Source organism: Celeribacter naphthalenivorans (assembly GCF_020524585.1).
In the GTDB taxonomy this organism is placed as follows: Bacteria; Pseudomonadota; Alphaproteobacteria; order Rhodobacterales; family Rhodobacteraceae; genus Celeribacter; species Celeribacter naphthalenivorans.
Genome location: NZ_JAIVLK010000001.1, coordinates 84,599 through 109,153, shown reverse-complemented (window position 1 = coordinate 109,153; position 24,555 = coordinate 84,599). Strand labels below are relative to the sequence as shown.

General features: G+C 59.3%; 26 protein-coding genes. 13 read left to right on the top strand and 13 right to left on the bottom strand.

Annotated features, from left to right (window positions below; translation table 11 throughout):
- Window position 1 precedes the first annotated feature (1 nt).
- The gene (gene carB / locus LC094_RS00515) at window positions 2–3,361 is read left to right on the top strand and encodes a carbamoyl-phosphate synthase large subunit (protein ID WP_226549044.1); all 3,360 of its coding nucleotides are present in this window, start codon (window positions 2–4) and stop codon (window positions 3,359–3,361) included.
- A 341-nt stretch (window positions 3,362–3,702) separates the two neighbouring features.
- The gene (locus tag LC094_RS00510; RefSeq protein ID WP_226549041.1) at window positions 3,703–5,025 is read left to right on the top strand and encodes a DEAD/DEAH box helicase; all 1,323 of its coding nucleotides are present in this window, start codon (window positions 3,703–3,705) and stop codon (window positions 5,023–5,025) included.
- A gap of 62 nt (window positions 5,026–5,087) precedes the next feature.
- On the opposite strand, the gene LC094_RS00505 is transcribed toward LC094_RS00510, so the two are convergent.
- The gene (locus LC094_RS00505) at window positions 5,088–5,546 is read right to left on the bottom strand and encodes a hypothetical protein (RefSeq protein WP_226549039.1); all 459 of its coding nucleotides are present in this window, start codon (window positions 5,544–5,546) and stop codon (window positions 5,088–5,090) included.
- A 371-nt stretch (window positions 5,547–5,917) separates the two neighbouring features.
- Here LC094_RS00505 and LC094_RS00500 point away from each other — a divergent pair, with 371 nt between their 5' ends.
- Entirely contained in the window at window positions 5,918–6,499 is a 582-nt protein-coding gene (locus tag LC094_RS00500) for a thymidine kinase (RefSeq protein WP_226549037.1), read from the top strand.
- A gap of 15 nt (window positions 6,500–6,514) precedes the next feature.
- Here LC094_RS00500 and LC094_RS00495 read toward each other — a convergent pair whose 3' ends face one another.
- The 4 genes from LC094_RS00495 to LC094_RS00480 all read right to left on the bottom strand — a co-directional run bounded on the left by LC094_RS00495 (window position 6,515) and on the right by LC094_RS00480 (window position 8,825).
- Window positions 6,515–6,880 (bottom strand): tRNA-binding protein, encoded by a 366-nt coding sequence (locus LC094_RS00495; RefSeq protein ID WP_226549035.1) that lies wholly within the window; start codon window positions 6,878–6,880, stop codon window positions 6,515–6,517.
- On the bottom strand, window positions 6,877–7,686 hold the full coding sequence (gene proC, locus LC094_RS00490; RefSeq protein ID WP_226550329.1) for a pyrroline-5-carboxylate reductase: 810 nt from the start codon (window positions 7,684–7,686) through the stop codon (window positions 6,877–6,879). The genes LC094_RS00495 and proC overlap by 4 nt, the downstream gene beginning before the upstream one ends.
- Window positions 7,687–7,770: 84 nt before the next feature.
- A complete protein-coding gene (locus tag LC094_RS00485) occupies window positions 7,771–8,271 on the bottom strand; it encodes a type III secretion system chaperone family protein (RefSeq protein ID WP_226549033.1) in 501 nt (166 codons plus the stop codon).
- Between the two features lie 305 nt (window positions 8,272–8,576).
- The gene (locus LC094_RS00480; protein ID WP_226549031.1) at window positions 8,577–8,825 is read right to left on the bottom strand and encodes an accessory factor UbiK family protein; all 249 of its coding nucleotides are present in this window, start codon (window positions 8,823–8,825) and stop codon (window positions 8,577–8,579) included.
- A gap of 113 nt (window positions 8,826–8,938) precedes the next feature.
- Between LC094_RS00480 and lgt the strand changes: the two genes are divergently transcribed.
- The 5 genes from lgt (at window position 8,939) to LC094_RS00455 (ending at window position 13,157) form a co-directional block, all read left to right on the top strand.
- Window positions 8,939–9,808, top strand: coding sequence for a prolipoprotein diacylglyceryl transferase (lgt, locus tag LC094_RS00475; protein WP_226550328.1), 870 nt, complete (start codon window positions 8,939–8,941; stop codon window positions 9,806–9,808).
- Window positions 9,805–10,878 (top strand): class I SAM-dependent methyltransferase, encoded by a 1,074-nt coding sequence (locus tag LC094_RS00470; RefSeq protein ID WP_226549029.1) that lies wholly within the window; start codon window positions 9,805–9,807, stop codon window positions 10,876–10,878. Before lgt ends, LC094_RS00470 begins: the two co-directional genes overlap by 4 nt.
- A gap of 5 nt (window positions 10,879–10,883) precedes the next feature.
- Window positions 10,884–11,642: a peptidoglycan editing factor PgeF gene (gene pgeF / locus LC094_RS00465; RefSeq protein WP_226549027.1), complete on the top strand. Its 759-nt coding sequence runs from the start codon at window positions 10,884–10,886 to the stop codon at window positions 11,640–11,642.
- A 293-nt stretch (window positions 11,643–11,935) separates the two neighbouring features.
- A complete protein-coding gene (locus LC094_RS00460) occupies window positions 11,936–12,097 on the top strand; it encodes a hypothetical protein (protein WP_226549025.1) in 162 nt (53 codons plus the stop codon).
- 208 nt (window positions 12,098–12,305) lie between these two features.
- Window positions 12,306–13,157 (top strand): Hint domain-containing protein, encoded by an 852-nt coding sequence (locus tag LC094_RS00455; RefSeq protein ID WP_226549023.1) that lies wholly within the window; start codon window positions 12,306–12,308, stop codon window positions 13,155–13,157.
- A gap of 104 nt (window positions 13,158–13,261) precedes the next feature.
- Here the strand turns inward: LC094_RS00455 and LC094_RS00450 are convergent, their stop codons facing one another.
- Complete coding sequence (locus tag LC094_RS00450) at window positions 13,262–13,762, bottom strand: Lrp/AsnC family transcriptional regulator (protein ID WP_226549022.1); 501 nt, start codon at window positions 13,760–13,762, stop codon at window positions 13,262–13,264.
- Between the two features lie 248 nt (window positions 13,763–14,010).
- Here LC094_RS00450 and trxB point away from each other — a divergent pair, with 248 nt between their 5' ends.
- Together trxB and LC094_RS00440 are read left to right on the top strand one after the other, a co-directional pair.
- Window positions 14,011–14,955, top strand: coding sequence for a thioredoxin-disulfide reductase (gene trxB, locus LC094_RS00445; RefSeq protein WP_226549020.1), 945 nt, complete (start codon window positions 14,011–14,013; stop codon window positions 14,953–14,955).
- Between the two features lie 219 nt (window positions 14,956–15,174).
- Window positions 15,175–16,887 carry a bifunctional sulfate adenylyltransferase/adenylylsulfate kinase gene (locus LC094_RS00440; protein ID WP_226549018.1) on the top strand — a complete coding sequence of 571 codons (1,713 nt, stop codon included), beginning with the start codon at window positions 15,175–15,177 and terminating at the stop codon, window positions 16,885–16,887.
- Between the two features lie 82 nt (window positions 16,888–16,969).
- On the opposite strand, the gene LC094_RS00435 is transcribed toward LC094_RS00440, so the two are convergent.
- The 4 genes from LC094_RS00435 to LC094_RS00420 all read right to left on the bottom strand — a co-directional run bounded on the left by LC094_RS00435 (window position 16,970) and on the right by LC094_RS00420 (window position 19,273).
- On the bottom strand, window positions 16,970–17,467 hold the full coding sequence (locus LC094_RS00435) for a cytochrome b (RefSeq protein WP_226549016.1): 498 nt from the start codon (window positions 17,465–17,467) through the stop codon (window positions 16,970–16,972).
- A gap of 167 nt (window positions 17,468–17,634) precedes the next feature.
- Entirely contained in the window at window positions 17,635–18,516 is an 882-nt protein-coding gene (locus LC094_RS00430; RefSeq protein WP_226549014.1) for a glycosyltransferase family 2 protein, read from the bottom strand.
- 100 nt (window positions 18,517–18,616) lie between these two features.
- A complete protein-coding gene (locus LC094_RS00425) occupies window positions 18,617–18,856 on the bottom strand; it encodes a DUF1150 family protein (RefSeq protein ID WP_226549011.1) in 240 nt (79 codons plus the stop codon).
- A 3-nt stretch (window positions 18,857–18,859) separates the two neighbouring features.
- Window positions 18,860–19,273: an Hsp20 family protein gene (locus LC094_RS00420; RefSeq protein ID WP_226549009.1), complete on the bottom strand. Its 414-nt coding sequence runs from the start codon at window positions 19,271–19,273 to the stop codon at window positions 18,860–18,862.
- 240 nt (window positions 19,274–19,513) lie between these two features.
- Between LC094_RS00420 and LC094_RS00415 the strand changes: the two genes are divergently transcribed.
- The 3 genes from LC094_RS00415 (at window position 19,514) to LC094_RS00405 (ending at window position 21,380) form a co-directional block, all read left to right on the top strand.
- Window positions 19,514–19,732, top strand: a complete 219-nt coding sequence (locus tag LC094_RS00415; RefSeq protein ID WP_167599728.1) for a YdcH family protein — start codon at window positions 19,514–19,516, stop codon at window positions 19,730–19,732.
- A gap of 78 nt (window positions 19,733–19,810) precedes the next feature.
- The gene (gene purE / locus LC094_RS00410; protein WP_226549007.1) at window positions 19,811–20,296 is read left to right on the top strand and encodes a 5-(carboxyamino)imidazole ribonucleotide mutase; all 486 of its coding nucleotides are present in this window, start codon (window positions 19,811–19,813) and stop codon (window positions 20,294–20,296) included.
- 4 nt (window positions 20,297–20,300) lie between these two features.
- Window positions 20,301–21,380, top strand: a complete 1,080-nt coding sequence (locus LC094_RS00405; RefSeq protein WP_226549005.1) for a 5-(carboxyamino)imidazole ribonucleotide synthase — start codon at window positions 20,301–20,303, stop codon at window positions 21,378–21,380.
- A 5-nt stretch (window positions 21,381–21,385) separates the two neighbouring features.
- Here the strand turns inward: LC094_RS00405 and LC094_RS00400 are convergent, their stop codons facing one another.
- The 3 genes from LC094_RS00400 to groL form a co-directional block, all read right to left on the bottom strand.
- Window positions 21,386–21,952, bottom strand: a complete 567-nt coding sequence (locus LC094_RS00400) for a GNAT family N-acetyltransferase (RefSeq protein WP_226549003.1) — start codon at window positions 21,950–21,952, stop codon at window positions 21,386–21,388.
- A gap of 171 nt (window positions 21,953–22,123) precedes the next feature.
- Window positions 22,124–22,636, bottom strand: coding sequence for a GNAT family N-acetyltransferase (locus LC094_RS00395; protein ID WP_226549001.1), 513 nt, complete (start codon window positions 22,634–22,636; stop codon window positions 22,124–22,126).
- Window positions 22,637–22,874: 238 nt separating this feature from the next.
- A complete protein-coding gene (gene groL, locus LC094_RS00390) occupies window positions 22,875–24,518 on the bottom strand; it encodes a chaperonin GroEL (protein ID WP_226549000.1) in 1,644 nt (547 codons plus the stop codon).
- Window positions 24,519–24,555 lie beyond the last annotated feature (37 nt).

Sequence of the window (24,555 nt, the reverse complement as noted above, 5' to 3'; positions counted from 1 at the left end):
CATGCCGAAGAGAACCGACATTTCCTCCATCATGATCATTGGTGCGGGGCCGATCATCATCGGGCAAGCCTGTGAATTCGACTATTCCGGTGCGCAAGCCTGTAAGGCGCTTAAGGAAGAGGGCTACCGGGTCATTCTGGTGAACTCCAACCCCGCGACGATCATGACCGATCCGGACATGGCCGATGCGACCTATATCGAGCCGATCACGCCGGAAGTCGTCGCCAAGATCATCGAGAAAGAGCGCCCCGATGCGCTTTTGCCCACGATGGGCGGCCAGACCGGCCTCAACACGTCGCTGGCGCTCGCCGACATGGGTGTTCTGGAAAAATTCAACGTCGAACTCATTGGCGCGAAACGTGAAGCCATTGAAATGGCAGAAGATCGCAAGCTGTTCCGCGAAGCGATGGACCGTCTCGGCATCGAGAACCCGAAGGCCGACATTGTCGCCGCGCCGAAGCTTGAGAGCGGCAAATATGACATCGGTGCGGGCATGAAGATCGCGATGGACTCGCTTGAGCACATCGGCCTTCCGGCGATCATCCGCCCGGCCTTCACATTGGGCGGCACCGGCGGCGGTGTGGCTTACAACCGGGACGATTACGAGAAAATCTGTCGCTCGGGTCTCGAGGCCTCTCCGGTGGCGCAGATCCTCGTCGATGAATCGCTTCTGGGTTGGAAAGAATATGAGATGGAGGTGGTGCGCGACACCGCCGACAACGCCATCATCGTCTGTTCCATCGAGAACGTCGATCCGATGGGCGTCCACACCGGCGACTCGGTCACCGTGGCCCCGGCGCTGACGCTCACCGACAAAGAATATCAGATCATGCGGACGCATTCGATCAACGTGCTGCGTGAAATCGGGGTGGAGACCGGCGGCTCCAACGTGCAATGGGCTGTGAACCCGGTCGATGGCCGTATGGTTGTCATTGAGATGAACCCGCGCGTGTCGCGCTCTTCCGCTCTGGCGTCGAAAGCCACCGGTTTCCCGATTGCGAAAATCGCCGCGAAACTGGCCGTGGGCTACACTTTGGACGAGCTGGACAACGACATCACCAAGGTGACGCCGGCCTCCTTCGAGCCGACCATCGACTATGTCGTCACGAAAATCCCGAAATTCGCCTTCGAGAAATTCCCGGGCTCCGAGCCGAACCTCACCACCGCGATGAAATCCGTGGGCGAAGTGATGGCGATTGGTCGGACTTTCCACGAGTCGATGCAAAAAGCGCTGTCTTCGATGGAATCCGGCCTCACCGGCTTTGACGAGATCGAGCTGCCGGAAATGCCGAAAACCTCCGACATCGTCGAGGCCGACGGCTCCGCGACCACGCTGCCGCGCATCCTTTTGGGCGCCGATGAGGCCGCACAGCAGAAGATCGACAAATCGGTCACCCGCGAGCTGGCCAAAGCCACGCCGGATCGTCTGCGTGTGATTGCCCAAGCCATGCGCTTTGGCTTCTCCGACGAGGAAATCCAAGAGATCAACAGCTTCGATCCGTGGTTCCTCGCCCGTATCCGCGAGATTCTCGTGGCCGAGGCCGAAGTCAAACGCGATGGCCTGCCGGTCACCGAAGAAGGCCTGCGCAAGCTCAAGATGATGGGCTTCACCGACGCGCGTCTGGCGAAGCTGACAGGCCGCGACGAGGCCAATGTGCGCCGTGCGCGTCGCAACCTCGGCGTCACCGCCGTGTTCAAACGCATCGACACCTGCGCCGCCGAATTTGAGGCGCAAACGCCCTATATGTATTCCACCTACGAGGCCCCGATGATGGGCGAAGTGGAATGCGAGGCACGGCCGTCGGATCGCAAGAAAGTCGTCATTCTGGGCGGTGGTCCGAACCGGATTGGCCAAGGCATCGAGTTCGATTATTGCTGCTGTCATGCCTGTTTCTCGCTGACCGAACAGGGTTACGAGACGATCATGATCAACTGTAACCCGGAGACCGTGTCGACCGATTACGACACCTCCGATCGTCTCTATTTCGAGCCGCTGACCTTTGAACACGTCATGGAAATCCTGCGTGTCGAACAGGAAAACGGCACGCTGCACGGTGTCATCGTTCAGTTCGGCGGTCAGACGCCGCTGAAACTCGCGAACGCTCTAGAGGCCGAAGGCATTCCGATCCTCGGCACCACGCCTGACGCGATTGACCTGGCCGAAGACCGCGAGCGGTTCCAGGACCTCGTCAACCGTCTCGAGCTGAAACAACCGACCAATGGCATCGCCTCCACCGACGCGGAAGCCATTGAAATCGCGGCAGGCATCGGCTTCCCGCTGGTGATCCGCCCGTCCTACGTGTTGGGTGGTCGTGCGATGGAAATCGTCCGCGACATGGAGCAGCTCAAGCGCTACATCTCGTCTGCGGTGGTCGTCTCCGGCGACAGCCCGGTTCTGCTGGATCACTACCTCTCCGGCGCCACCGAGATTGACGTCGATGCGCTTTGCGATGGCGAAAAGGTCCACGTTGCGGGCATCATGCAGCACATTGAGGAAGCGGGCGTGCACTCCGGTGACTCTGCCTGTTCCCTGCCACCCTACTCGCTCAAGCCCGAGATCATCGAAGAGCTGAAACGTCAGACCGAAGCTCTGGCGCTTGAACTCAATGTCGTGGGTCTGATGAACGTGCAATTCGCTGTGAAAGACGACGTGATCTTCCTCATCGAGGTCAACCCGCGTGCCTCGCGCACCGTGCCGTTTGTGGCCAAAGCCGTGAACTCCCCCATCGCCTCCATCGCTGCGCGCGTCATGGCGGGCGAAAAGCTCGACACCTTCGATCTGGTCGCGCCCGAGGGCACCGGTCGTTTCGCCGTGAAAGAGGCGGTTCTGCCCTTTGCCCGATTCCCGGGTGTGGACACGATCCTCGGCCCGGAAATGCGGTCGACCGGCGAGGTCATGGGCACGGACAAGAGCTTTGCGCGCGCATTCCTGAAGGCACAGATGGGCGCTGGCACCGATCTGCCGCGCTCGGGCAAGGTGTTTTTGTCGGTGAAAAACTACGACAAGAAACCGAAGATGGTCGAAGCGATGCAAACGCTTGTGGATTTGGGTTTCGAAATCGTCGCAACCCGTGGCACGGCCAAATTCCTTAAGGAAAATGGCATCGAAAGCCAGCTGGTGAACAAGGTTTACGAGGGCCGTCCGAACATCGTCGACATGATGAAGAACGGCGAGATCGCTTTGGTGCTGAACACCACGGAAGGCCAGCAGGCGCTGGACGACAGCCGTGAGATTCGCTCCGTCGCGCTCTACGACAAGATCCCGTACTTCACCACCGCCGCCGCCAGCCACGCCGCCGCCATGGCGATCAAGGCCCGCGAAGAAGGTGAGATCGAGGTGTTGAGCCTTCAGGACGTGTAAGCGTCGAAGGTTCAGAACTCTTAAGAAACGCCCCGTATTGACGGGGCGTTTTTTGTTGTAGTTTTGTTGCGGTGCGGCAAATCCCTTGACTTCTTCGCCGCTCTGCCCCATTTGAGCGACATTCCACCCCCCGTGCTGCCGCGTGAGCAGCCGCGTTTGACGCGCCGGGTGGAAGATCGGGTGTGCTTTGAGCCGCCCAAAGGTTCCCAACATCACGCGAGGGGTCCGGCGGAAAGACGGGGTGGGCATATGGCGCGCTCCGGAGACCTTTTCCGCGACCAACCAAGTGCCCGCGAGATGCGGGTGCGTCTAGCGTGTGGGCCTCCCACCAAAGGACAGATATGACTGATTTTTCCATGCTCGGCCTCAAGCCGAAGCTGCTCGATGTCTTGAAAGAGATCGGCATCGAGACCCCCACCCCCATCCAGGCCCGCGCCATTCCCGAAGTGATGCAGGGTCGCGACGTGATGGGCCTCGCACAGACCGGCACGGGCAAGACGCTCGCCTTCGGTCTGCCGCTCATGCACATGTGTTACAGCGATGGCTCGAAACCCGCGCCCAAAACCGTCCGCGCGCTGATTCTGGCGCCGACCCGCGAGCTGGTGAACCAGATCGCCGACGGGCTGTTCCCCTTCATCAAGGGCTCGCATCTCAAATTGAACCGCGTGGTTGGCGGTGTGTCGATCAATGCGCAGATCAACCGTCTGGAGCGTGGCACCGACATTCTCGTCGCCACGCCGGGCCGTTTGATGGACCTCATTGACCGTAAGGCGGTACGTCTGGACGAGACCACCTTCCTTGTGCTGGACGAGGCCGACCAGATGCTCGACATGGGCTTCATCCATGCGCTCCGTAAACTGGTGCCGATGCTGGCGAAAGAACGCCAGACCATGCTGTTTTCGGCCACCATGTCGAAGGACATGAACGAGATCGCGCAGAGCTATTTGACCTCGCCCGTGCGCATCGAAGTCTCCCCTCCGGGCAAGGCCGCCGACAAGATCGCCCAAGAGGTGCATTTCATCCCGCAGCCGGACAAATACGAGCTGTTGAAGGAATTGCTGTGCGATCATTCCGACGAGTTGGCGCTGGTCTTTGCCCGCACCAAACACGGCGCAGAGCGGATGGCGAAGAACCTCGTGCGCGACGGATTCGAAGCGGGCGCGATTCACGGCAACAAATCGCAAGGCCAGCGCGAGCGTACCCTGGCGGAAGCAAAATCCGGCAAGATCAAAGTGCTGGTGGCGACCGATGTGGCCGCGCGCGGGATCGACATCCCGGCGGTGCGTCATGTCTACAACTACGAGCTTCCGAATGTGCCGGAGAACTTTGTGCACCGCATCGGGCGCACGGCCCGCGCGGGGCGCGACGGTAAAGCGATCGCCTTCTGTTCGCCGACTGAGCTTGATGAATTCCGCGCCATCGAAAAGGTGATGAAAATCCGCATTCCGGTGGCGACCTCGGCCTCTTGGGCCGCCGATGGGATGAAGGCGGAGCCGAAACCCAAACCGCAAGGCGGTCGTCGTCGTGGCGGCGGAAATGGCGGCGGCGGTGGTCCTCGTGGTGCCAATGCGGGCGGCAAACCGCGCGCGAAACAGGGCGGAAACCCGGCAGGAAAACCGGGTGGCGCAAAAGGCCGCCCCTCCCGGCAAAGACGCCGCGGCTAAAGTGAAAGCATGAAAAAGGCGGCTCCAAAGGCCGCCTTTTCTATTTCTGGATCAATCACTTATCAGGTGGCTTCCTGCTCAAGGTGCAGCTTCATATTGATCAGCACCTGTTGCAGTTCGAGCGTCTCACGCAGCAGGCGCTTGGCCTCGTTGATGGTGATGATCCCATCCTCGATCGCATCTGTGTATTCGGCCATCAGCATGGCGAAACGTTGCGAGAGGGCGACCACATCGGTGTTCACCCCGCCCTCTTTCGGATGCACGTTGCGGGTCGCGTCATAAGACAGCGCGATGCCTTTCAATTCCCCCAAGGCAGAGGTCACATGCGGATAGCCCGCCGCCGCTTCCAATTGGGCGACGGCATCGACCGGAATAAAGCGGTCGGAATGCTCATCCGCCGTCGAATAATAGCGCCCGAGCGTGGCCTTGGACTTACCGGTCAGAGCGCAGGCCGCCTCCAAACCGACATCTTTCACCAACGCTTCGGTGTGTTTCTTAAGATAGTTCCCAGCAGCATCCATAATGTGTGTTTCAACCCCTTACGTCATCCATCCCATGGGGAATTCCATAAACCATTTCCCATTAAATTCCCGATTTTCGCATGACATACAAGCATATACCTGTTGTTGCGGGCGTTAGAGAGTATTCGATGCAAACCGGCATCGGGTCGGGTGGGAGCGTTTTTCGAGAAAACAGGTTTATAGTTTGGTCCCGGCACCCTCATCCCCTTTGCCGTCAGGCAATCGCCGGACATGGTTACGAGTTTTTCTCAGGCTTCCACCCGTTAGTTTCCCGCAACAGAGCCGCTGAGCGGCCCGTTTTTCAGTTTCCTCGAGGTTCGCGCGCATTGCCCGCTTGATCCTGACCTATGTGATCTGGCACAGAACGGCGCATGGCAAAGCTCTATTTTCAATACTCGACCATGAACGCGGGCAAATCGACTCTGCTGCTTCAGGCGTCTTACAACTACCGTGAACGTGGGATGGACACCTATCTCATTACCGCGAAACTTGATGACCGCGCAGGCGCGGGGCGCATCGCTAGCCGGATTGGCATCGGCGATGAGGCAGACACGTTTGAAGAAAACGAAGATATGTTCGCCAAGATCGAGGCACGTCTCAAAGACGGCCCTCTGGCCTGTATTTTCATCGACGAGGCCCAATTTCTGACCAAGGACCAGGTCTGGCAGTTGGCGCGCGTGGTCGATGATCTGAAGGTGCCTGTGATGGCCTACGGGTTGCGCGTTGATTTTCAGGGCAACCTCTTCCCCGGATCGGCTGCGCTTTTGGCGCTGGCCGATGAGATGCGCGAAGTGCGCACGATCTGTCATTGCGGGAAAAAGGCGACCATGGTGGTGCGCATGTCTGAGAACGGTATGGTTCTGACCGAGGGCGCGCAGGTCGATATCGGCGGCAATGAGCGTTATGTGTCACTTTGCCGCAAACATTGGCGCGAGGCGACGGGGGGCTGCTAAGCCCCCAATCAGGCCTTAATGCATCCGCCCGCCATTCGGCACCGAGAGGCCCGGCTGCGCCAAAACAATCGCCCCTTCGGCATCCGGAAAGCCCAAAACCAGCACTTCCGACATGAACCGCCCGATCTGGCGCGGCGGGAAATTCACCACGGCCATGACCTGTTGCCCGACCAAGGTTTCCGGCGTGTAATGCACTGTGATCTGCGCGGAGGATTTCTTTTCGCCGATCTCCGGCCCGAAATCGATCCAGAGCTTGATCGCGGGTTTGCGGGCCTCCGGATAGGGTTCCGCGCGGACAACTGTGCCCGCGCGAATATCGACTTTCAAAAAGTCGTCAAAGCTGATCTCAGCTTCTTTCTCGGCGGCTTTCTCACCGCTCATGCCAGTTCCTCGTCACGCTTGATCGCGGCCTCAACAGCACGTTCCAAGAGCACAGGGAAGCCAGTTTCCTCATCCATCAACACGCGCAGCGCCTCGGCGGTCACGCCGCCCGGCGAGGTCACATTGATGCGCAGCTGTGCCGGGCTTTCATCGGAGGTTTCCGCCAGCTGACCTGCGCCGCCGACCGTGGCCTTGGCCAGTTGCATCGCCATCTCTGGTGTCAAACCTGCCTTTTCGCCCGCCGCAGCCATGGCCTCAATCAGGTGAAACACATAGGCAGGGCCGCAGCCGGAGATCGCCATGAGAGGCCGGATTTGCGCTTCTGTTTCGAGGCGCACCACCTGCCCGACGGCTTGCAACAGGCTGTCTGCCAGATCGACATCGGCCGCGCTCGCCATGGCATTTCCGACGATCCCGGTGATGCCGCGACCGATCGCCGCCGGCGTGTTTGGCATGGCGCGCACGATGGGGGTTTTGTCGCCCAGCATCTCTTCGTAACTGGCCATGGTGATCCCGGCGGCGACGGTCAGGAACACGGTCGTGCCGTTGCCCAGCTTTTGCAGCGACGGCAGCGCGTCGCCCATCATCTGCGGTTTGACCGCGACGAGAACAATCGCCGGATTGTCCGGCAGCGCCGCGTTCAGATTCACGCCGGTGGATTGCAACCACTCCGACGGATTCGGGTCGAGCACGGTCACCGAGCTGGGCGGCAGACCACCGTCGAGCCAGCCCTTGAGCATCGCTGAGCCCATTTTCCCACAGCCCAACAGCACCAGACCACGTGTTTTCAGATCATCCATGCTCATCCCTTTCGTCACGAAAAATGCCCTCTGAATCAGAGGGCACTTTATCAATCATCCATCTGCGTGCAACGCGGCAGCGCTTTGCACTTATGCGCGCCCGTAGGCCTCGCGGATCGCGACATCCATCGCCTCTTCGGGCGAACGATCAGACCAGGCAGCGAGTTGGAAGGCCGGGTAGAACCGCTCGGCGGCGCCGACGGCAGAACCGATCAGGCGATCCACCTGTTCCGCGCCTGCGATTTGACCGCCGGAGAGCACGAGGCCGTAGCGGTAGACCATAAGCTGTTGCTCGGGCCAGAAGGTGAAAGCGCCGGTCCAGATTTGGTCGTTGGCGCGGTTCAGGATTTCGTAGATCTGCGGCAGCTTTTCAGCCGGCGGTTCCATTTCAAAGGTGCAGATCAGCCGCAGGGTCTCGTCGAAATCGGACCAGGCCAGCGTGATCGAATAGGTGCGCCACTGACCTTCGACCGCCATGGCGATCTGATCGTCGGCAACACGGTCGAATTCCCAGTCATTGTGTTCGCAAAGATGCTCACACAGATCGATCGGGTGAATTTCGGTAGAAAAGCTCTGCTCAATAAGCGACATACACGGGCCTCGTCTGTTTTGCGTCTGTCGTGGCGCAGCGACATCCCCCCTTTGTGACATCACGGTGGCTTCCACTAAGACTTGGTGCCTGCTCTAAGGATCGGCGTGTGCAGCACCTCCCCTTACTAGATATGGTGTGACGAAAGCACCGAATCTGTAAAGCGAAATATTTGTGTTATCCCCATCAATCGACAGCCATCCACAGGATGCCTGTTTTTTCCACATCCTCACAAAGCCTCCTGTGGACAGAAAAAAAGCCCCCTGAACGGGAGCTTTTCGGGTGCATTTGAAACGGGTCTGCCGGATCAGGCTTTTTTCTTCGCCTCAAGAGCCTCGAGGCGTTTTTTCAGCTCTTCGTTCTCTTCGCGGGCCTTTTGCGCCATGCCGCGCACGGCGTCGAATTCTTCGCGGGTGACGAAATCGCGATCCGCCAACCAGCGGTCGACAAGGCTTTTCATCGCGGTTTCCGCCTCGTCCTTGGCGCCCTGAGCCACACCCATGGCGTTGGTCATGAGTTGCGAGAAGTCATCAAGGATCTTGTTGCGGGTCTGCATGGCGGCCTCCGGCGCAGTCGTGAATGTCTGTGATCTATATGGGGCGGGAAAGCGCAAATCGCAAGGTTGACTTCCGCCGCGCCCTGACGACAGTTGCGCGCATGTTGAACATGATCCCTGCCGTTCTGAATTTTCCCGACCTCTCCCCGGTGATCTTCGAGATCCACCTGGGTCCGATCAATTTTGCGCTGCATTGGTATGCGCTCGCTTATATCGGCGGCTTTCTGGTCGGGTGGTTCCTGATCCTACGCGCGCTCAAGGCCACGCGGCTTTGGGCCGATGGCACCGCGCCGATGAGTAAGGCAGAGTTCGAAGACCTGCTCACATGGCTCATTCTGGGCGTCATTGTCGGCGGGCGGCTTGGCTCCGTGCTGCTCTACAATCCCGGCTATTACCTCAGCCATCCTTGGGAAATTCCGATGGTGTGGAAGGGCGGCATGGCCTTTCATGGCGGGTTTCTGGGCGTTGTCGTCGCGGCGCTGATCTGGGGTCGCAAACACAATAAGCCCTTGTTGTCGCTGGGCGATCTCTTGGCGATGGCCACGCCTCCGGGGCTTTTGCTCGGGCGGCTCGCGAATTTCGTCAATGCCGAGCTTTGGGGCAAGCCTTGGGATGGACCTTGGGCGGTGATTTTTCCGGGCATGGACGCGCAGGCCTGCGCCAATGTTGGTCCGGTCTGCGCCCGCCACCCCTCGCAGCTTTATGAAGCGGGGATGGAGGGGCTGATTCTCGGCGCGCTGATCCTCGCCCTCGTCTGGTTCACCGGCATCTTGAAACGCCCCGGCTTCATCATGGGGTTGTTCTTTGCGGGATACGGCCTGTCGCGTTTCATCGTTGAATTTTTCCGCCAAGCGGATGCGCAATTCATCACCGCCTCCAATCCCACCGGCGCCGTTTTCCTCGGGATGCAGATGGGCCAGCTTTTGTCCCTGCCGATGATCCTCTTGGGCCTGTTCTTCATGCTCAGAGCCAAGAAAGCATGACCGCGCTAAAAAACATTCTCACCCGCCGGATCGCGCAGACCGGGCCGATCTCGCTGGCCGACTATATGTCGGAGTGCCTGCTGCACCCGGAGCATGGCTATTACACGACACGCGATCCCTTGGGGGCCTCTGGCGACTTCACCACTGCGCCCGAAATCAGCCAGATGTTCGGCGAGCTTTTGGGGCTTTGTCTGGCGCAAAGCTGGCTGAGCCAAGGCGCACCAGCGCCTTTTACGCTGGCCGAGATCGGCCCCGGACGTGGGACTTTGATGGCCGACATCTTGCGCGCCACCAAAGGCGTGCCGGGCCTGCACGATGCGATGCAGGTGCATCTGGTTGAGGCCTCCCCCACGCTGCGCGCGGCGCAAAAGGACCGTCTTGCGGGCCATGATGCCACTTGGTGCGATCATGTAGCGGAGCTGCCCAATGCACCTTTGTGGTTGATCGCAAACGAGTTTTTCGATGCGCTGCCGATCCGGCAATTCACCCGCAAGGGACAGGGCTGGGCCGAAACGCAGATCGGGCTGAAAGACGGCGCGCTGACCTTAGGCCTCTCCGCGCCTGCGCCGCTGGCAGAATTGGCGCCTCGGTTTGAGGACACGACAGACGGCGATGTGGTCGAAACCTGCCCTGCCGCACGCCCCGTTGTCACCGAGATCGCGCAGCGGATTGCCGAGCATGGCGGCGCTGCGATTTTTGTCGATTATGGCGATTGGCGCTCTTTGGGCGATACGTTCCAAGCGCTTGAGGCCCATGAGATGGTCGACCCCCTCGCCCGCCCCGGGCAGGCCGATTTGACCGCACATGTGGATTTCGAGGCGCTGGCTCAGGCGGCACAACGGTCAGGCATCGTCCCGTCTCAGATGATCCCACAAGGCCTGCTTTTGGCCCGCTTGGGCATCTCGGAACGTGCCGAGGCGCTTGCTGCAAAACTGAGCGGAGAGGCTTTGGAAAGCCACGCCCGCGCATTTGACCGGTTGACCTCGCCCGCAGAAATGGGAACCCTTTTTAAAGCGCTGGCCCTCGCCCCCAGCCCGGATAAAATGCCCCCAGGATTCGACGCGGGATAAGACATATGAACCTCGAAATCATCACCTCTGACGCGTTGCGCGGCATTCAGCACGGGTTCTTCACCCGCAAGGGCGGCGCCTCGTCGGGGGTGTTTGGCGGGCTCAACTGTGGGCTGGGATCGACGGACCAGGCCGACATCGTCAAGATCAACCGCAGCCGGGCCGCAAGCGCGCTCGGGCTGAGCTACAACGATCTCTGCGCCGCACATCAGGTGCATTCCGCCGAGGTCGCGCGTGTCACCGGACCGCAAGACGGCCCGGCCCCGAAATGCGATGCGCTGGTGACCGATCAGCCGGGGCTGGCGCTTGTGATTCTGACCGCCGATTGCCAGCCAGTGCTCTTCGCCGATCCGAAAGCCGGCGTCATCGGCGCGGCGCACGCCGGGTGGAAAGGCGCGATTGGCGGGATTCTGGAGGCCACGATTGACGAGATGGAGGCCTTGGGCGCTCATCGCGCGGATATCACCGCCATCATCGGCCCGTCGATTTCGCAACGCGCCTATGAGGTGGGTCCTGAATTCCTTGAGGATTTCATCGCGGATACGCCCGACAACGCTCGATTCTTTGCCATTGGCGAGGGGGATCGCTATCAGTTCGACCTCCCGGCTTACGGGTTGCACCGCTTGCGTCAGGCGGGCGTCGGTCAGGCCGAATGGACCCGGCATTGCACCTATTCCGACCCGGAGCGGTTCTATTCCTACCGCCGTTCGGTGCATCGCAAAGAGGCCGATTACGGGCGACTCATTTCTCTGATCCGCCTCTGAGGCCTGTTTGCAGCACGTACTGTTTTGGGCAGGAATGCGGCGCAACCCTGCCCCATTTTCGCCAGAAACAATCCCGCGACTTGCGTACCATTGTTTTTCGACAACAGGAATTAACCTTAATTTTCTTAAGGTTAATCTACCCGAGCGCCCTCCCTAAAGCCCCCTAGGACATCGGACGCGTCCCCCGTCGATTTTTCACCCCAGTCGCCGCATTTTCGCCGAAGGCCCGGAGCATATTGTTCTCAAGTCAGAAACAGGCACCGAAACAGTGCAGGAAATGTGAGAGCCGCGCCATGAAAGCCAGCATGAAAAACCGCCGTTGGATGACATCCATGATCGCTGAAGCGAAAAAGACCGAGGTCGAGATGCCTTGGAGCCGTGGCGCCCGTCGCGCCGCCTTCATCGCCAAGAAATCTGCCCCGGCCGCCAAATTCCAACTGCGCGCCTCCGCCTGAACGATTCGACGCCGGTAGGCTTCGTGACGTGAGAGCGCCACAATAGCGGCACATTCCGCCGCAGGCCGGAAACAAAGAATGAGCGGACAGGTCGACTGGTTCCGCTCTTAACCGTAATTCGATAAAATTTTTGACAATCCACCTCGTTTCCTGTGATCAAAGATCCACTGTTTTTCGGTGGGGGCCGACACAGTCACGAGGCTTTTCCATGTCGCAGCCCCTTTCCGGCCCGCACGCGCACGTCAACAACGCCGCTGCAGGCCTGCCCCGAACAGCGCAAGGCTATCTTCAGCCCAGCCCCTCCGTTCAAACGGCATGGACCGTGCGCCGGGCGCGCCCTCAGGATCAACTTGACGAACGTCCGCAACACGCGCTGCGCCGCTATGAAATCCTCTGGCGCGCGCCCAATGGCGACATTCGCGACGACACGCTGAGCGCCCCGGCCCTGCCGCTCTTTGAGGCGGCGTTCAACGCCTTTGCCCGTGGCGCGCTGATCCCGACGCAGCAAGGGCCTATTGCCATTGAAGATTTGTTGCCGGGCGATCTGATCGAAACCGTGGACAATGGCGTGCAATGTGTCGAGTGGATCGGCGCGATGATGTTGGACCCGAAAGGCACGCGCAGCCCGGAGGCCAAGCCCGAGCGGCTCTATCGGATCATGGCGGATGCCTTCGGGCTGGGCCGCCCTGCCCCCGATCTGATGCTTGGGGCCGGTGCGCGATCTTTGCTGCGGGCGGATGCGTTGAAATCCACCTATGGCACCTCTCAGGCCATGGCCCCGGTGCCAAGCCTCGTCGATGGCATGTCCGTGATCGAGGTCACGCCGATTTCGTCTGTGCGCAGCTATCACATCGGTCTGGCCCGCCACAGCCTCCTGCGCGTCAACGGTGTCGAACTTGAGAGCTATCACCCGGGCACCGCCGCCGCCGGTCAGTTGCAGGGCGACCTGCGTGGGCGGTTCATGGAGATGTTCCCACATCTCGAAACTCTGGGCGATTTCGGTGCGATGGCGCAGCTGCGCCTGACGCCCACGGATATGCTGGAACTGACATTCCGCTAACCTGTTCAGCCGACCGATGAGCTGTCCCTCCGTCGGTCATTCACGAAAAACGGCCCAGAAGGCGGGCCGTTTTTATATTTGAGCAATGTTTTAAAACACTCAGTTCAGGCGTTTTGCGCCAGCCGCGCTTCGAGCACCTCGAAGGGCACGCCCGGCTCATCTTTCGCACAACGGATGACCAGCGAGGTCTTCACACTCGCGACATTTTCCGTCGACAGCAACTCGCCGGTCAGAAAGCTTTGGAAGGTCGAGAGGTCCGGCGCCACGCATTTGAGGATGAAATCCACCTCGCCGTTCAGCATGTGGCATTCGCGCACAAGCGGCCATTCCTGACATTTCGCTTCGAATTTCGACAGATCGACCTCGGCCTGACTTTGCAGACCGACCATGGCGAAGACCTGCACTTCAAAGTTCAGCGCACGGGCATCGACCACGGCGTGATAACCCTTGATATAGCCGCTCTCTTCCAAGGTGCGCACCCTACGCAAACAGGGCGGCGCGGAAATGCCGACGCGTTTCGCCAGCTCCACGTTGGTCATGCGACCGTCTGCCTGCAATTCGGCCAAAATTTTGCGATCGATCTCGTCGAGTTTATGAGAGGGCATCTGTTTTCCCGAAGCCTTGGCCGAAACGGCGTAAATTCCAACAAATGCGCAAAGCGGTCTCTGCGCGCAACATTCTTTCTCATTTTGGCAAGAAAGTTTCAAGAGCATTTCGCACGGGTCACGCGCCCTACGCCAATCCGCGCTCATTTTTTCACCACCGCTGTGCGGCACAGGGGGGTTTGATAAGCGCGAGCCGCGTGTCTATATCGGTGCCGACATAAAAGACAACATGAAAAGGGTCCCGGATCATGGCGGACACGAAACACACCAAAGTTCTGATCATCGGCTCAGGTCCTGCGGGCTACACGGCGGGCGTCTATGCGGCGCGCGCGATGCTGTCTCCGATCCTCGTGCAGGGCATGGAGCCGGGCGGACAATTGACCACCACGACCGAGGTCGAGAACTTTCCGGGCTTCACCGAGGTGCAGGGCCCCGAGTTGATGGTGAAGATGGAAGAGCACGCCCGCGCGATGGGCACCGAGATCATCTCGGACCTGATCGTCGAGTTGGACACCGACAGCCGTCCCTTTGTGGCCAAAGGCGACAGCGGCACGATCTACACGGCCGATGCGGTGATCCTCGCCACGGGTGCGCGGGCGAAATGGCTGAACCTGCCGACCGAGGAAGCCTTTAAGGGCTATGGCGTGTCGGCCTGTGCGACCTGTGACGGGTTCTTCTATCGCAACATGGAAATCGTTGTGGTCGGCGGCGGCAACACCGCGGTCGAGGAAGCTTTGTTCCTGACCAACTTTGCCTCGAAAGTGACGCTGATCCACCGCCGCGACGAGTTGCGCGCCGAGAAGATCCTGATCGACCGCCTGATGAAGAACGAGAAAATCCACCCGCTCTGGGACAGCGAATTGGTCGAGGTCTACGGTGACGAGGCACCGTTGAAGGGCGTGAATGGCGTGAAGGTGAAAAACGTCAAGACCGGCGAGATCACCGATATTGCCGCCAAAGGCGTGTTCATCGCCATCGGCCACGCGCCGGCGACCGAGTTGGTGAAAGACAAGGTCGAGATGCACCACGGCGGCTACGTCAAAGTCAACCCCGGCACCACCGAGACCTCCATCCCCGGCATTTTCGCCGCGGGCGATCTGACGGATCACAAATATCGTCAGGCGGTGACCTCGGCGGGCATGGGCTGTATGGCGGCTTTGGACGCGGAACATTGGCTGGCTGCTCAAGAATAAGCCCATAAAGCGAAACAAAGGACCGGTTTTGTCACGATTGGACGAACAGAGTTCTTGATAGCTTAAAAAGTGAGGCCCGCGGGCCTCATTTTTGTTCCGTCAGCGCCACCAGTGTTGAATTGGCCTGCGAAAAAAGGCTACTCCGGCGTAAGTGCGATGCCGCCTTGCAGCATCGTGATTACACCGTTGAACCGTTCCAGCCACAAAAAGGCGATTTGCATGGCCGAAAATCTAGCCCCGATCCCCGAGCTTTACGTCTCCTACGAAAGCGCCCAGAAACTCAAGGTCGAGGCGGCGGACCTCGTGAGCTGGGACCTCTCCCCGCGTCAGATTTGCGATCTCGAATTGCTGATGAATGGTGGGTTCAACCCTCTCAAAGGCTTCCTGTCCGAGGCCGATTACAATGGCGTCGTCAATGAGATGCGCCTCGCCGACGGCTCGCTCTGGCCAATGCCGATCACGCTCGACGTCTCCGAAGAGTTTGCCGCCTCCCTCAAAGAGGGCCAGGACATCGCTCTGCGCGACCAGGAAGGCGTGATCCTCGCCACCATGACCGTCACCGACAATTGGGTGCCGAACAAATCTCTCGAGGCTGAAAAAGTCTTCGGCGCCGACGATGACAAGCATCCGGCTGTGAACTACCTGCACAACACCGCAGGCAAGGTCTACCTCGGCGGCCCGATCACCGGCATCCAACAGCCGGTACACTACGATTTCCGCGCCCGTCGCGACACGCCCAATGAGCTGCGCGCCTATTTCCGCAAGCTGGGCTGGCGCCGCGTCGTGGCCTTCCAGACCCGCAACCCGCTGCACCGCGCGCACCAGGAACTGACCTTCCGCGCCGCGAAAGAAGCACAGGCCAACCTTTTGATCCATCCGGTCGTCGGCATGACCAAACCGGGCGATGTGGACCACTTCACCCGCGTGCGCTGCTACGAGGCCGTGCTCGACAAATACCCGCAGTCCACGACCACCATGTCGCTCCTGCCGCTCGCCATGCGGATGGCTGGCCCGCGTGAGGCCGTGTGGCACGGTCTGATCCGCAAAAACTACGGCTGCACCCATTTCATCGTGGGCCGCGACCACGCCGGTCCGGGCTCCAACTCCAAGGGCGAAGATTTCTACGGCCCCTATGATGCGCAGGAGCTGTTCCGCCAGCACCAAGACGAAATGGGCATCGAAATGGTGGACTTCAAACACATGGTTTGGGTCCAGGAACGTGCACAATACGAGGCCATCGACGAGATCGAGGACAAGGATAAAATCACCATCCTCAACATCTCCGGCACCGAGCTGCGTCGCCGTCTGGCCGAGGGGCTTGAGATCCCGGAATGGTTCTCCTTCCCCGAGGTGGTGAAAGAGCTGCGCAAGACCAAGCCGCCACGCTCGAAACAGGGCTTTACCGTGTTCTTCACCGGCTTCTCCGGCTCCGGCAAATCCACCATTGCGAACGCTTTGATGGTCAAGCTGATGGAGATGGGCGGCCGTCCCGTGACTTTGCTCGATGGCGACATCGTGCGCAAAAACCTGTCCTCCGAGCTGGGCTTTTCGAAAGAGCACCGCGATCTCAACATCCGCCGCATCGGTTACGTGGCCTCCGAGATCACGAAAAACGGCGGCATCGCCATCTGTGCGCCGATCGCGCCCTATGCGACCACCCGTCGTGCCGTGCGTGAAGACATCGAAAGCTTTGGCGCCTTTGTCGAAGTGCACGTCGCCACCTCCATCGAGGAATGCGAAAAACGCGACCGCAAAGGGCTTTATAAGCTCGCGCGCGAAGGCAAGATCAAGGAATTCACCGGCATCTCCGATCCTTACGATGTGCCTGAGAATCCGGAACTGCGGATCGAGACCGAGAACACCGAAGTGGACAACTGCGCCCATCAGGTCATTCTCAAACTCGAAAGCATGGGCCTGATCGCCGCACACTAAGGCGCGCGACACGCAGACATAAAGAAAGCCCCGACACTGTCGGGGCTTTCTCGTTTTGGCGCCCGGCTTTCCGTTCCGGCTTTCAGTGTGGCGCCATACGTTTCAAGAGTTGATCCTTGAGAATAAAGTGGTGAAACAGAGCCGCCGCGACATGGGCGATGATCAGCAAAAGCGTCAGGTTCACCAGAGCCTCGTGAATGTCGCCCGCCTCATGAAGCCCCAGAAACCAAGCCGCGCCCCCCGCCGCAGGCGTCGCGATCATCGCGGCATAGAGCAGCCAATGCACCCCATGTGCGGCTTTTTCCATCAGCGGATGTGGCGCAGGCGGCAGTGCGGGCGCGCCCTGGATCAACCGCACCAGAAGGCGCAGGATCATCAAAACCAGCGTCGCGACACCGACGATAACGTGAAGTTTGGCGGTCAGAGTGTCGTTCACCCCGGTTTCAAGGAATGTGCGCAGCGCCCGGCCCATGCCGTCGGAGACCACATAATTAAAGGCAAAGGTCAGCACCACCGCCCAGTGCAAGAGCTTTTGCAGCCCGCTGTAGGATTGGGACATTTTCACCGAAGGTTTCATCATCGCTCGCTTTCTGGCTGTATGGCTCGTGGGCGTCCGGTCAGGCCTCATGCCATGCGCCGGTCGTCGCGGGATCAATACGAGAAAGCTAGACCCGGACATGCCGCAACGCAAATGCGTTTCAGGCCGAAAACGCCGGTCTATAACCTGAGTTTAGCCCTCAACAGAGGTCAATCGGCTGAACCGTTCCAGCGTCTCGGTACGCTCAGGTCGCGTTCGAACCGTGTCGCCGGATCGTCCCCGCCCCAAATCCCATATTCGCGTCGGAAATATTCGATACAAGCAGTGTCCGCTTCCGCGCGCCCATGCCCTTGGTAGACGAAATCGGCAAGCGCCTCGGCCCCCACATTGTGCGCGTGCCGCAGGGGCTCGGCGCTGCGCCAGATGCCGTGACCGTTCTTGGTAAAATGCCCCGACAACCAAGGGTCGTCCACCGTCCAGAGAATCTCAGGGATGTCATACATGTCCGGCGTGAAAAAAGACGGGCGCGCCAGAATGCCGCCATAGCCCTCTGCCAAGTCCATGTAACCCGGCGTACCAATAAATTCCTGTTTCTTGCGCAGCCCCGTGCTCAATCGCCAAAGCCGGTAGCGCCAGTCTTTCGGACGGCGCATCGCACGCGGCTGAAACCTGCGCGGGAAGGCATAACAGGGGTTCACCAACCGCTCATTGAGATTGTAGCCCATGTTGGCGATCACATCGTTCGGATGGGCTTCTGCAGCTTTGCCGAGCTTATAGAGCAAATGCGGCTCATATCGATGATCGTCGTCGCAAAAGAACAACAAGACATCCTGCCCCGCATAGGCCTGTGCCGAGGGGAGGATTTTCGTTGCAGGCCCATAGTCGAAATCATGCAGATAGAGCGTCACCCAATCGGGCAAATCCGGCAAATCGGTTGCCGGGTCAAACTCGAAACGCCGATATGTCTTTGGCAGATCGAGGCGAATTTCACGAATATTCACGCGTTTCTGAGCCTTCAGCGACAAAAATGTCGGCATCAAATCCGAGAACCGCGGTGGAATGGTCGTCAGCGAGACAACAAAATCTTTCATGGCGCTTTCCGAGGCACAGTTTTCCCTCCCTCGATACGCCGATGCCCTCGCTCTATCAAGAACGAGGGCATCTCTTTAACGTCTTTGCTACGGCTTCACGTCAGTGCACGTTCACCGGCGCGAAATCATGTTCGCGGGCAATCGCAAAAGCCAAAGGCAGGTTGGCCACCAAAGCCAACCGCGTGCCCTCCGCGTCATTGACGGAATAGATGTGATCGAGCCCCTCGACCTGATCCTGCACCTCTTCGGGCAGCTCAGAGACGGCGACGGGGCGCACATAGGCGATTTTGACCTCGTGGGTCTCTTCTCCAAACGGCAAATTCGGATAGCGCGCGTTCATGTCTTATCCTTTCCTGATCTGGATGGTTTGCACGACGGATTCCGGTTCCGCGCGGGTCAATTCGATGTGCAACAACCCGTTTTCCATCGACGCGCCGCATACTTCGACCCCGTCGGCCAGCACGAAAGAGCGCTGGAACTGTCGCCCGGCAATGCCACGGTGAAGAAAGACGCGCTCGCCCGTCTCCTCCGGCATCCGCCCGCGCACGACCAGTTGACGGTCTTCGAGCGTGATCGCCAGATCGCCTTCGGAAAACCCCGCGACGGCCAGCGTGATGCGGTATTCGTTCGCTGCGGATTGTTCAATGTTATAGGGCGGATAGCCCCCGGCGTCGGTCTTCGCCGTGCGCTCCACCAGACGTTCCAACTGATCGAACCCCAGAAGGAAAGGATGGGCACCAAAACTCACTTTCGTCATCTACACGTCCTTTTCGAAGCGACTGTGTTGTGTCTTGCGGGTCCCGAACCCGGCAACCCTTCCTCTAAGATATGGGCAACAGACACTCTTGGTTCAAGTGCCCTTACGTTCGTGCCAAACGAGAGCGTTCAGAACGCTTTGAGTTTTTAAACTTTGCGGCTAAGCTCAGGGCACCTGCCGGGCCGCGCGAATGCGCCTGAGTCTGTCAGGGCCATTGCAAACAATGACAGAGACAACGCGATGAACGTGTCCAACCGTATGGATCATCTGGATGTGCTTCGGGTCAAACTCGAAATGCTCAAACGCGAACACCGCGATCTCGATGCGGCCATTGATGCGATGCAGGAAACCGGGCACCTCGATGCCCTGCGGCTTCAGCGCATGAAAAAGCAAAAGCTGGCGCTCAAGGACCGGATCGCCCTGCTCGAAGATCAAATCACCCCCGACATCATTGCGTAAAGCCACGCCTAAACGTTGCGTCACGCCGCGCATCGGCTATAAGGCGGGAAAGCGACACTTTCCCAGGAGATCAGCCATATGAGCGTCGAAGTCGGCATCATCATGGGCAGCCAGTCGGATTGGCCCACCATGAAACGCGCAGCGGAGATTCTGGACGAATTGGGCGTGGCTTACGAGACGAAAATCGTCTCCGCCCACCGCACGCCGGATCGTCTTTGGACCTATGGCAAAGAGGCCGTCGGACGTGGCCTCAAAGTGATTATCGCGGGCGCCGGTGGTGCGGCGCATTTGCCGGGCATGATGGCGTCCAAGACCCGCGTGCCGGTGATCGGCGTGCCGGTGCAGACCCGTGCACTTTCGGGCGTCGACAGCCTCTATTCGATCCTTCAGATGCCGAAAGGCTTCCCGGTCGCCACCATGGCCATCGGTGAGGCAGGGGCCGCTAATGCGGGCCTGATGGCTGCAGGCATTCTGGCGATCAATGACCCGGCACTGGCCGACCGCCTCGATGCCTGGCGCGAGGCCCTCTCCGCCTCTATCCCTGACGAACCGATTGATGAGTGACGCCATGACTGACGTACAGACCCTCGCCCCCAATGCAACCATCGGCATCCTCGGCGGCGGTCAGCTTGGCCGGATGCTCTCGGTTGCGGCCTCTCGCCTCGGGTTCAAGACGCATATCTTTGAGCCGGGCGCCAATCCGCCCGCCGGGCATGTCGCCGACACAGTGACCACCGCGCCCTATGAGGACGAAGCCGCTCTGCGGGCCTTTGCCGAGAGCGTCGATGTGGTGACCTATGAGTTCGAAAACGTGCCGACCTCGGCGCTTGATCTGATCGAATCTCTCGTGCCGATCCGCCCGAACCGCAAGGCGTTGGCCGTCTCGCAGGATCGTCTGGTGGAGAAGAACTTCCTCTCTGATCTGGGCCTGCAAGTGGCGCCTTTTGCCGCCGTGGACGACGATGTCGATCTCGCTGAGGCTTTGTCGGAGATCGGCGCGCCTGCCATCCTCAAGACCCGTCGTTTCGGCTATGACGGCAAAGGCCAGGCCCGGATCATGGACTTGTCCGAGGCCGATCAAGCGCTGGCCGATATGGCCGGCGCACCCGCCATTCTCGAAGGCTTTGTCGATTTCTCGCATGAGGTGTCGGTGATTGCCGCGCGCGGTCAGGCGGGGGATATTTCCTGTTTCGATCCCGGCGAAAACGTGCACAAATCTGGCATTTTGCACACCACGACGGTCCCTGCCCGCCTGACGCCCGCGCAACGCACCGATGCGGTTCTTCTGGCGGCCAAGATATTGAATGCGCTGGAGTATGTCGGCGTTATGGGCGTCGAGCTGTTCGTCACACCCGCTGGTTTGATCGTCAATGAGATCGCGCCCCGCGTGCACAATTCCGGCCATTGGACCCAAAACGGCTGTGTCATCGACCAGTTCGAGCAACACATCCGCGCCGTCGCAGGCTGGCCCTTGGGCGATGGCAAACGGCATTCCAATGTCGAGATGCTGAACCTGATTGGCGACGATGTTGACCGCATCCCGGAGTTCGCCAAAGACGGCTCGGTCGCGATCCATCTTTACGGCAAGGCCGAGGTCAAAGCGGGCCGCAAAATGGGCCATGTGAACAAGATCACAGGCGCCGCTTAACCCACCTATGAGGCCTTGGCGGCCTGCCCCACAGCATCGGGATAGACAACGCGTCGCAACTCTTGCGGCGCGGTGTCCTCGAGATAGGCGATTTGCGTTCTTTCCCGCCCGAACGGCAGAATGATGTTTTCTCCCGCAATGGGAGCAAAGCCCAGAGGCGTGTAAAATGCCGGGTCGCCGACAACGACGACAGCCTGTGCCCCGTGCTCACGTGCAAATTCAAGCGACTTGCGGATCATGTAGGCATCGGCATCCTTTTGACGCCACGCCGATGACACCGCAACGATCGCGAGATTCCACCAGTTGTCCGGCGATTTCAATTTTGAAAAGGCAAGATAGCCGAAAAGATCGTCCCCTTTGCAGGCCACGCATTCCAGCGCCATATCTTGATCCAGGCGCAGCTGCTGCACCATGTGAAACATGCCCGAGCCTTGGAAATATCCGTCCAGCAGGACAGACACAGCAAGATCGTCCCCCGGCTCAATATGTCTAATTCTCATACTCAATTCACATAAATACTGCCGGCCCCGAACAATCGGGACGCGGAGCAACTCCACCACCGTTTCCGACATGCAAACGCGCCAAGTCACCGCCGCATGTCACCCTACCGATAGTTGAATATGAAAATGCTTATGAAACCCTCAATGCTGACGTAAGGGAAGGTTGAGAAAACACAACTTTGGCGCGTTAAAAATGGGTAAACATACACGCAAGATACGTTTTATGCCCAAATACCGCGCGCATCACCCGCTGATCGTGTCAACAAATTTGCCATATGCAGTGGGATAGATAAGTTCATTGCGACTCATTCCCGTGCCCGGCGCAATCGGAAAGAGTGAGGTGTGTTCCTTGAGAAAAGGCGTCTCAAGATTGCTCGCCGCCAGTTTGGAAAAGCCAACGCGGGAAAAATATTTCGGGTCTCCAACGACGACCACGGCCTTTGCACCCTCGCGTCGTGCGTGCTCCATACCGCGCACCACCAATTCCCGGCCCATACCGCGTTTGTGATAGATCGGCGAGACAGCGAGAATGGACAGGGCCCACCAGTCCTGAGGCAGGGTCATGCGCGCGCAGCAAATGTAGCCTAGGATCGTATCGTTTTCATAGGCGACCCGCTCCATCGCGACGGCATCCTCATCGCGCAGGCATTGCGCCAAACGGTACATGTCCGAATTGCCAAATGTCGTGTCCAAAAGCACGGACACCGCAATATCATCGTCAGCGGAAAGGGCGCGTAGGTGCATTTCATCACTCATCAACATGCTTTCCAAAAATTGTGCAGGTGCAGAAAAACGATAGCAAGACACAAATGCGTCTTTTTTGCACATCCTTGTAAAATAGAGGCTTACGGTCTTTTTTTGAGCGAAATGCTCCGCTGGCGTCGCGGTTTCCCATCTTTCATATGAATTTGCGGCGCAGAACCGAAAAAGGGCCGCCTTGTCAGGCGACCCTCAAAATCAAACCAGGTGGCTGATCACATCTCTTTCGAGATGATTACATCATGCCGCCCATGCCGCCCATGCCGCCCATGTCGGGCATGCCGGCGCCAGCGCCGTCTTTCGACGGTTTATCGGCAACCATGGCTTCGGTGGTGATCAGCAGACCTGCGATGGAGGCTGCGTCTTCCAGAGCGGTGCGGGTCACTTTGGCCGGGTCGATCACGCCGAATTTGAACATGTCGCCATATTCTTCGGTTTGAGCGTTGAAACCAAAGGCCAGGTCGGAGGATTCGCGGACTTTACCGGCCACGACAGCACCGTCGACACCAGCGTTTTCAGCGATCTGACGCAGCGGAGCTTCGATCGCGCGGCGCACGATGGCGATACCGGCATCTTGATCCGCGTTGTCGCCTTTGAGACCTTCGAGGCCTTTGCCAGCCTGAACGAGGGCCACACCGCCGCCCACGACGATGCCTTCTTGCACAGCAGCGCGGGTTGCGTTCAGAGCATCGTCCACACGGTCTTTGCGCTCTTTCACTTCCACTTCGGTCATGCCGCCAACGCGGATGACAGCCACGCCGCCTGCGAGCTTGGCAACGCGCTCTTGGAGTTTCTCGCGGTCGTAGTCAGAGGTGGTTTCTTCGATCTGGGTGCGGATCTGAGCCACGCGTGCTTCGATCTCTGCCTTCTCGCCAGCGCCGTCGACGATGGTGGTTTCGTCTTTGGAGATGGTGATTTTCTTGGCGGAGCCGAGCATGTCCATGGTGACATTTTCGAGCTTCATGCCGAGATCTTCGGAGATCACCTGACCGCCGGTGAGGATCGCGATGTCTTGCAGCATGGCTTTACGGCGATCGCCGAAGCCCGGTGCTTTGACAGCTGCGATTTTCAGGCCGCCGCGCAGTTTGTTGACCACGAGGGTCGCCAGCGCTTCGCCTTCCACGTCCTCAGCGATGATGAGGAGCGGTTTTTGGGACTGGATGACCTGCTCGAGGAGCGGCACCATCGGCTGCAACGAGGAGAGTTTCTTCTCGTGCAGGAGCACGATGCAGTCATCGAGTTCTGCGAGCATCTTGTCCGGGTTGGTCACGAAGTACGGGGACAGGTAGCCACGGTCGAACTGCATGCCTTCGACCACGGTGGTCTCGGTTTCCATGCCTTTGTTCTCTTCGACGGTGATCACGCCGTCGTTGCCGACTTTCTGCATCGCGTCTGCGATTTGCTGACCGATTTCGGCTTCGCCGTTGGCGGAGATGGTGCCAACTTGTGCAACTTCAGCGGAATCGTTCACCGGACGGGCAGCCGCTTTGATCGCTTCGACGACTTTGAGGGTCGCGAGGTCGATGCCGCGCTTCAGGTCCATCGGGTTCAAACCAGCAGCAACCTGCTTGAGGCCTTCTTTGATGATGGCTTGGGCCAGAACGGTGGCGGTGGTGGTGCCGTCGCCAGCTTCGTCGTTGGTGCGGGAAGCAACTTCCTTCACCATCTGTGCGCCCATGTTTTCGAACTTGTCTTCGAGCTCGATCTCTTTGGCCACGGACACACCGTCTTTGGTGATGCGCGGGGCGCCGAAGGATTTGTCGAGAACCACGTTGCGGCCTTTGGGCCCCAGGGTCACTTTCACTGCATCGGCGAGGACGTTCACGCCTTTGAGCATGCGGTTGCGTGCGTCGACGTCAAACTTGACTTCTTTAGCCATTGTTCACTCCGTAAATTGGGTTGATGGGGGTCAGATG

Coding starts and splice junctions, on each gene's coding strand:
- groL (WP_226549000.1), bottom strand. CDS start 24,518: ATGGCTAAAGAAGTCAAGTTTGACGTCGACGCACGCAACCGCATGCTC.
- LC094_RS00510 (WP_226549041.1), top strand. CDS start 3,703: ATGACTGATTTTTCCATGCTCGGCCTCAAGCCGAAGCTGCTCGATGTC.
- LC094_RS00400 (WP_226549003.1), bottom strand. CDS start 21,952: ATGTCGGAAACGGTGGTGGAGTTGCTCCGCGTCCCGATTGTTCGGGGC.
- LC094_RS00455 (WP_226549023.1), top strand. CDS start 12,306: ATGTCGCAGCCCCTTTCCGGCCCGCACGCGCACGTCAACAACGCCGCT.
- LC094_RS00415 (WP_167599728.1), top strand. CDS start 19,514: ATGAACGTGTCCAACCGTATGGATCATCTGGATGTGCTTCGGGTCAAA.
- proC (WP_226550329.1), bottom strand. CDS start 7,686: ATGAGCATGGATGATCTGAAAACACGTGGTCTGGTGCTGTTGGGCTGT.
- LC094_RS00450 (WP_226549022.1), bottom strand. CDS start 13,762: ATGCCCTCTCATAAACTCGACGAGATCGATCGCAAAATTTTGGCCGAA.
- LC094_RS00430 (WP_226549014.1), bottom strand. CDS start 18,516: ATGAAAGATTTTGTTGTCTCGCTGACGACCATTCCACCGCGGTTCTCG.
- pgeF (WP_226549027.1), top strand. CDS start 10,884: ATGAACCTCGAAATCATCACCTCTGACGCGTTGCGCGGCATTCAGCAC.
- LC094_RS00440 (WP_226549018.1), top strand. CDS start 15,175: ATGGCCGAAAATCTAGCCCCGATCCCCGAGCTTTACGTCTCCTACGAA.
- LC094_RS00420 (WP_226549009.1), bottom strand. CDS start 19,273: ATGACGAAAGTGAGTTTTGGTGCCCATCCTTTCCTTCTGGGGTTCGAT.
- LC094_RS00495 (WP_226549035.1), bottom strand. CDS start 6,880: ATGAGCGGTGAGAAAGCCGCCGAGAAAGAAGCTGAGATCAGCTTTGAC.
- LC094_RS00485 (WP_226549033.1), bottom strand. CDS start 8,271: ATGTCGCTTATTGAGCAGAGCTTTTCTACCGAAATTCACCCGATCGAT.
- LC094_RS00500 (WP_226549037.1), top strand. CDS start 5,918: ATGGCAAAGCTCTATTTTCAATACTCGACCATGAACGCGGGCAAATCG.
- LC094_RS00435 (WP_226549016.1), bottom strand. CDS start 17,467: ATGATGAAACCTTCGGTGAAAATGTCCCAATCCTACAGCGGGCTGCAA.
- LC094_RS00425 (WP_226549011.1), bottom strand. CDS start 18,856: ATGAACGCGCGCTATCCGAATTTGCCGTTTGGAGAAGAGACCCACGAG.
- LC094_RS00460 (WP_226549025.1), top strand. CDS start 11,936: ATGAAAGCCAGCATGAAAAACCGCCGTTGGATGACATCCATGATCGCT.
- LC094_RS00505 (WP_226549039.1), bottom strand. CDS start 5,546: ATGGATGCTGCTGGGAACTATCTTAAGAAACACACCGAAGCGTTGGTG.
- LC094_RS00405 (WP_226549005.1), top strand. CDS start 20,301: ATGACTGACGTACAGACCCTCGCCCCCAATGCAACCATCGGCATCCTC.
- trxB (WP_226549020.1), top strand. CDS start 14,011: ATGGCGGACACGAAACACACCAAAGTTCTGATCATCGGCTCAGGTCCT.
- LC094_RS00395 (WP_226549001.1), bottom strand. CDS start 22,636: ATGAGTGATGAAATGCACCTACGCGCCCTTTCCGCTGACGATGATATT.
- LC094_RS00470 (WP_226549029.1), top strand. CDS start 9,805: ATGACCGCGCTAAAAAACATTCTCACCCGCCGGATCGCGCAGACCGGG.
- carB (WP_226549044.1), top strand. CDS start 2: ATGCCGAAGAGAACCGACATTTCCTCCATCATGATCATTGGTGCGGGG.
- LC094_RS00480 (WP_226549031.1), bottom strand. CDS start 8,825: ATGCAGACCCGCAACAAGATCCTTGATGACTTCTCGCAACTCATGACC.
- purE (WP_226549007.1), top strand. CDS start 19,811: ATGAGCGTCGAAGTCGGCATCATCATGGGCAGCCAGTCGGATTGGCCC.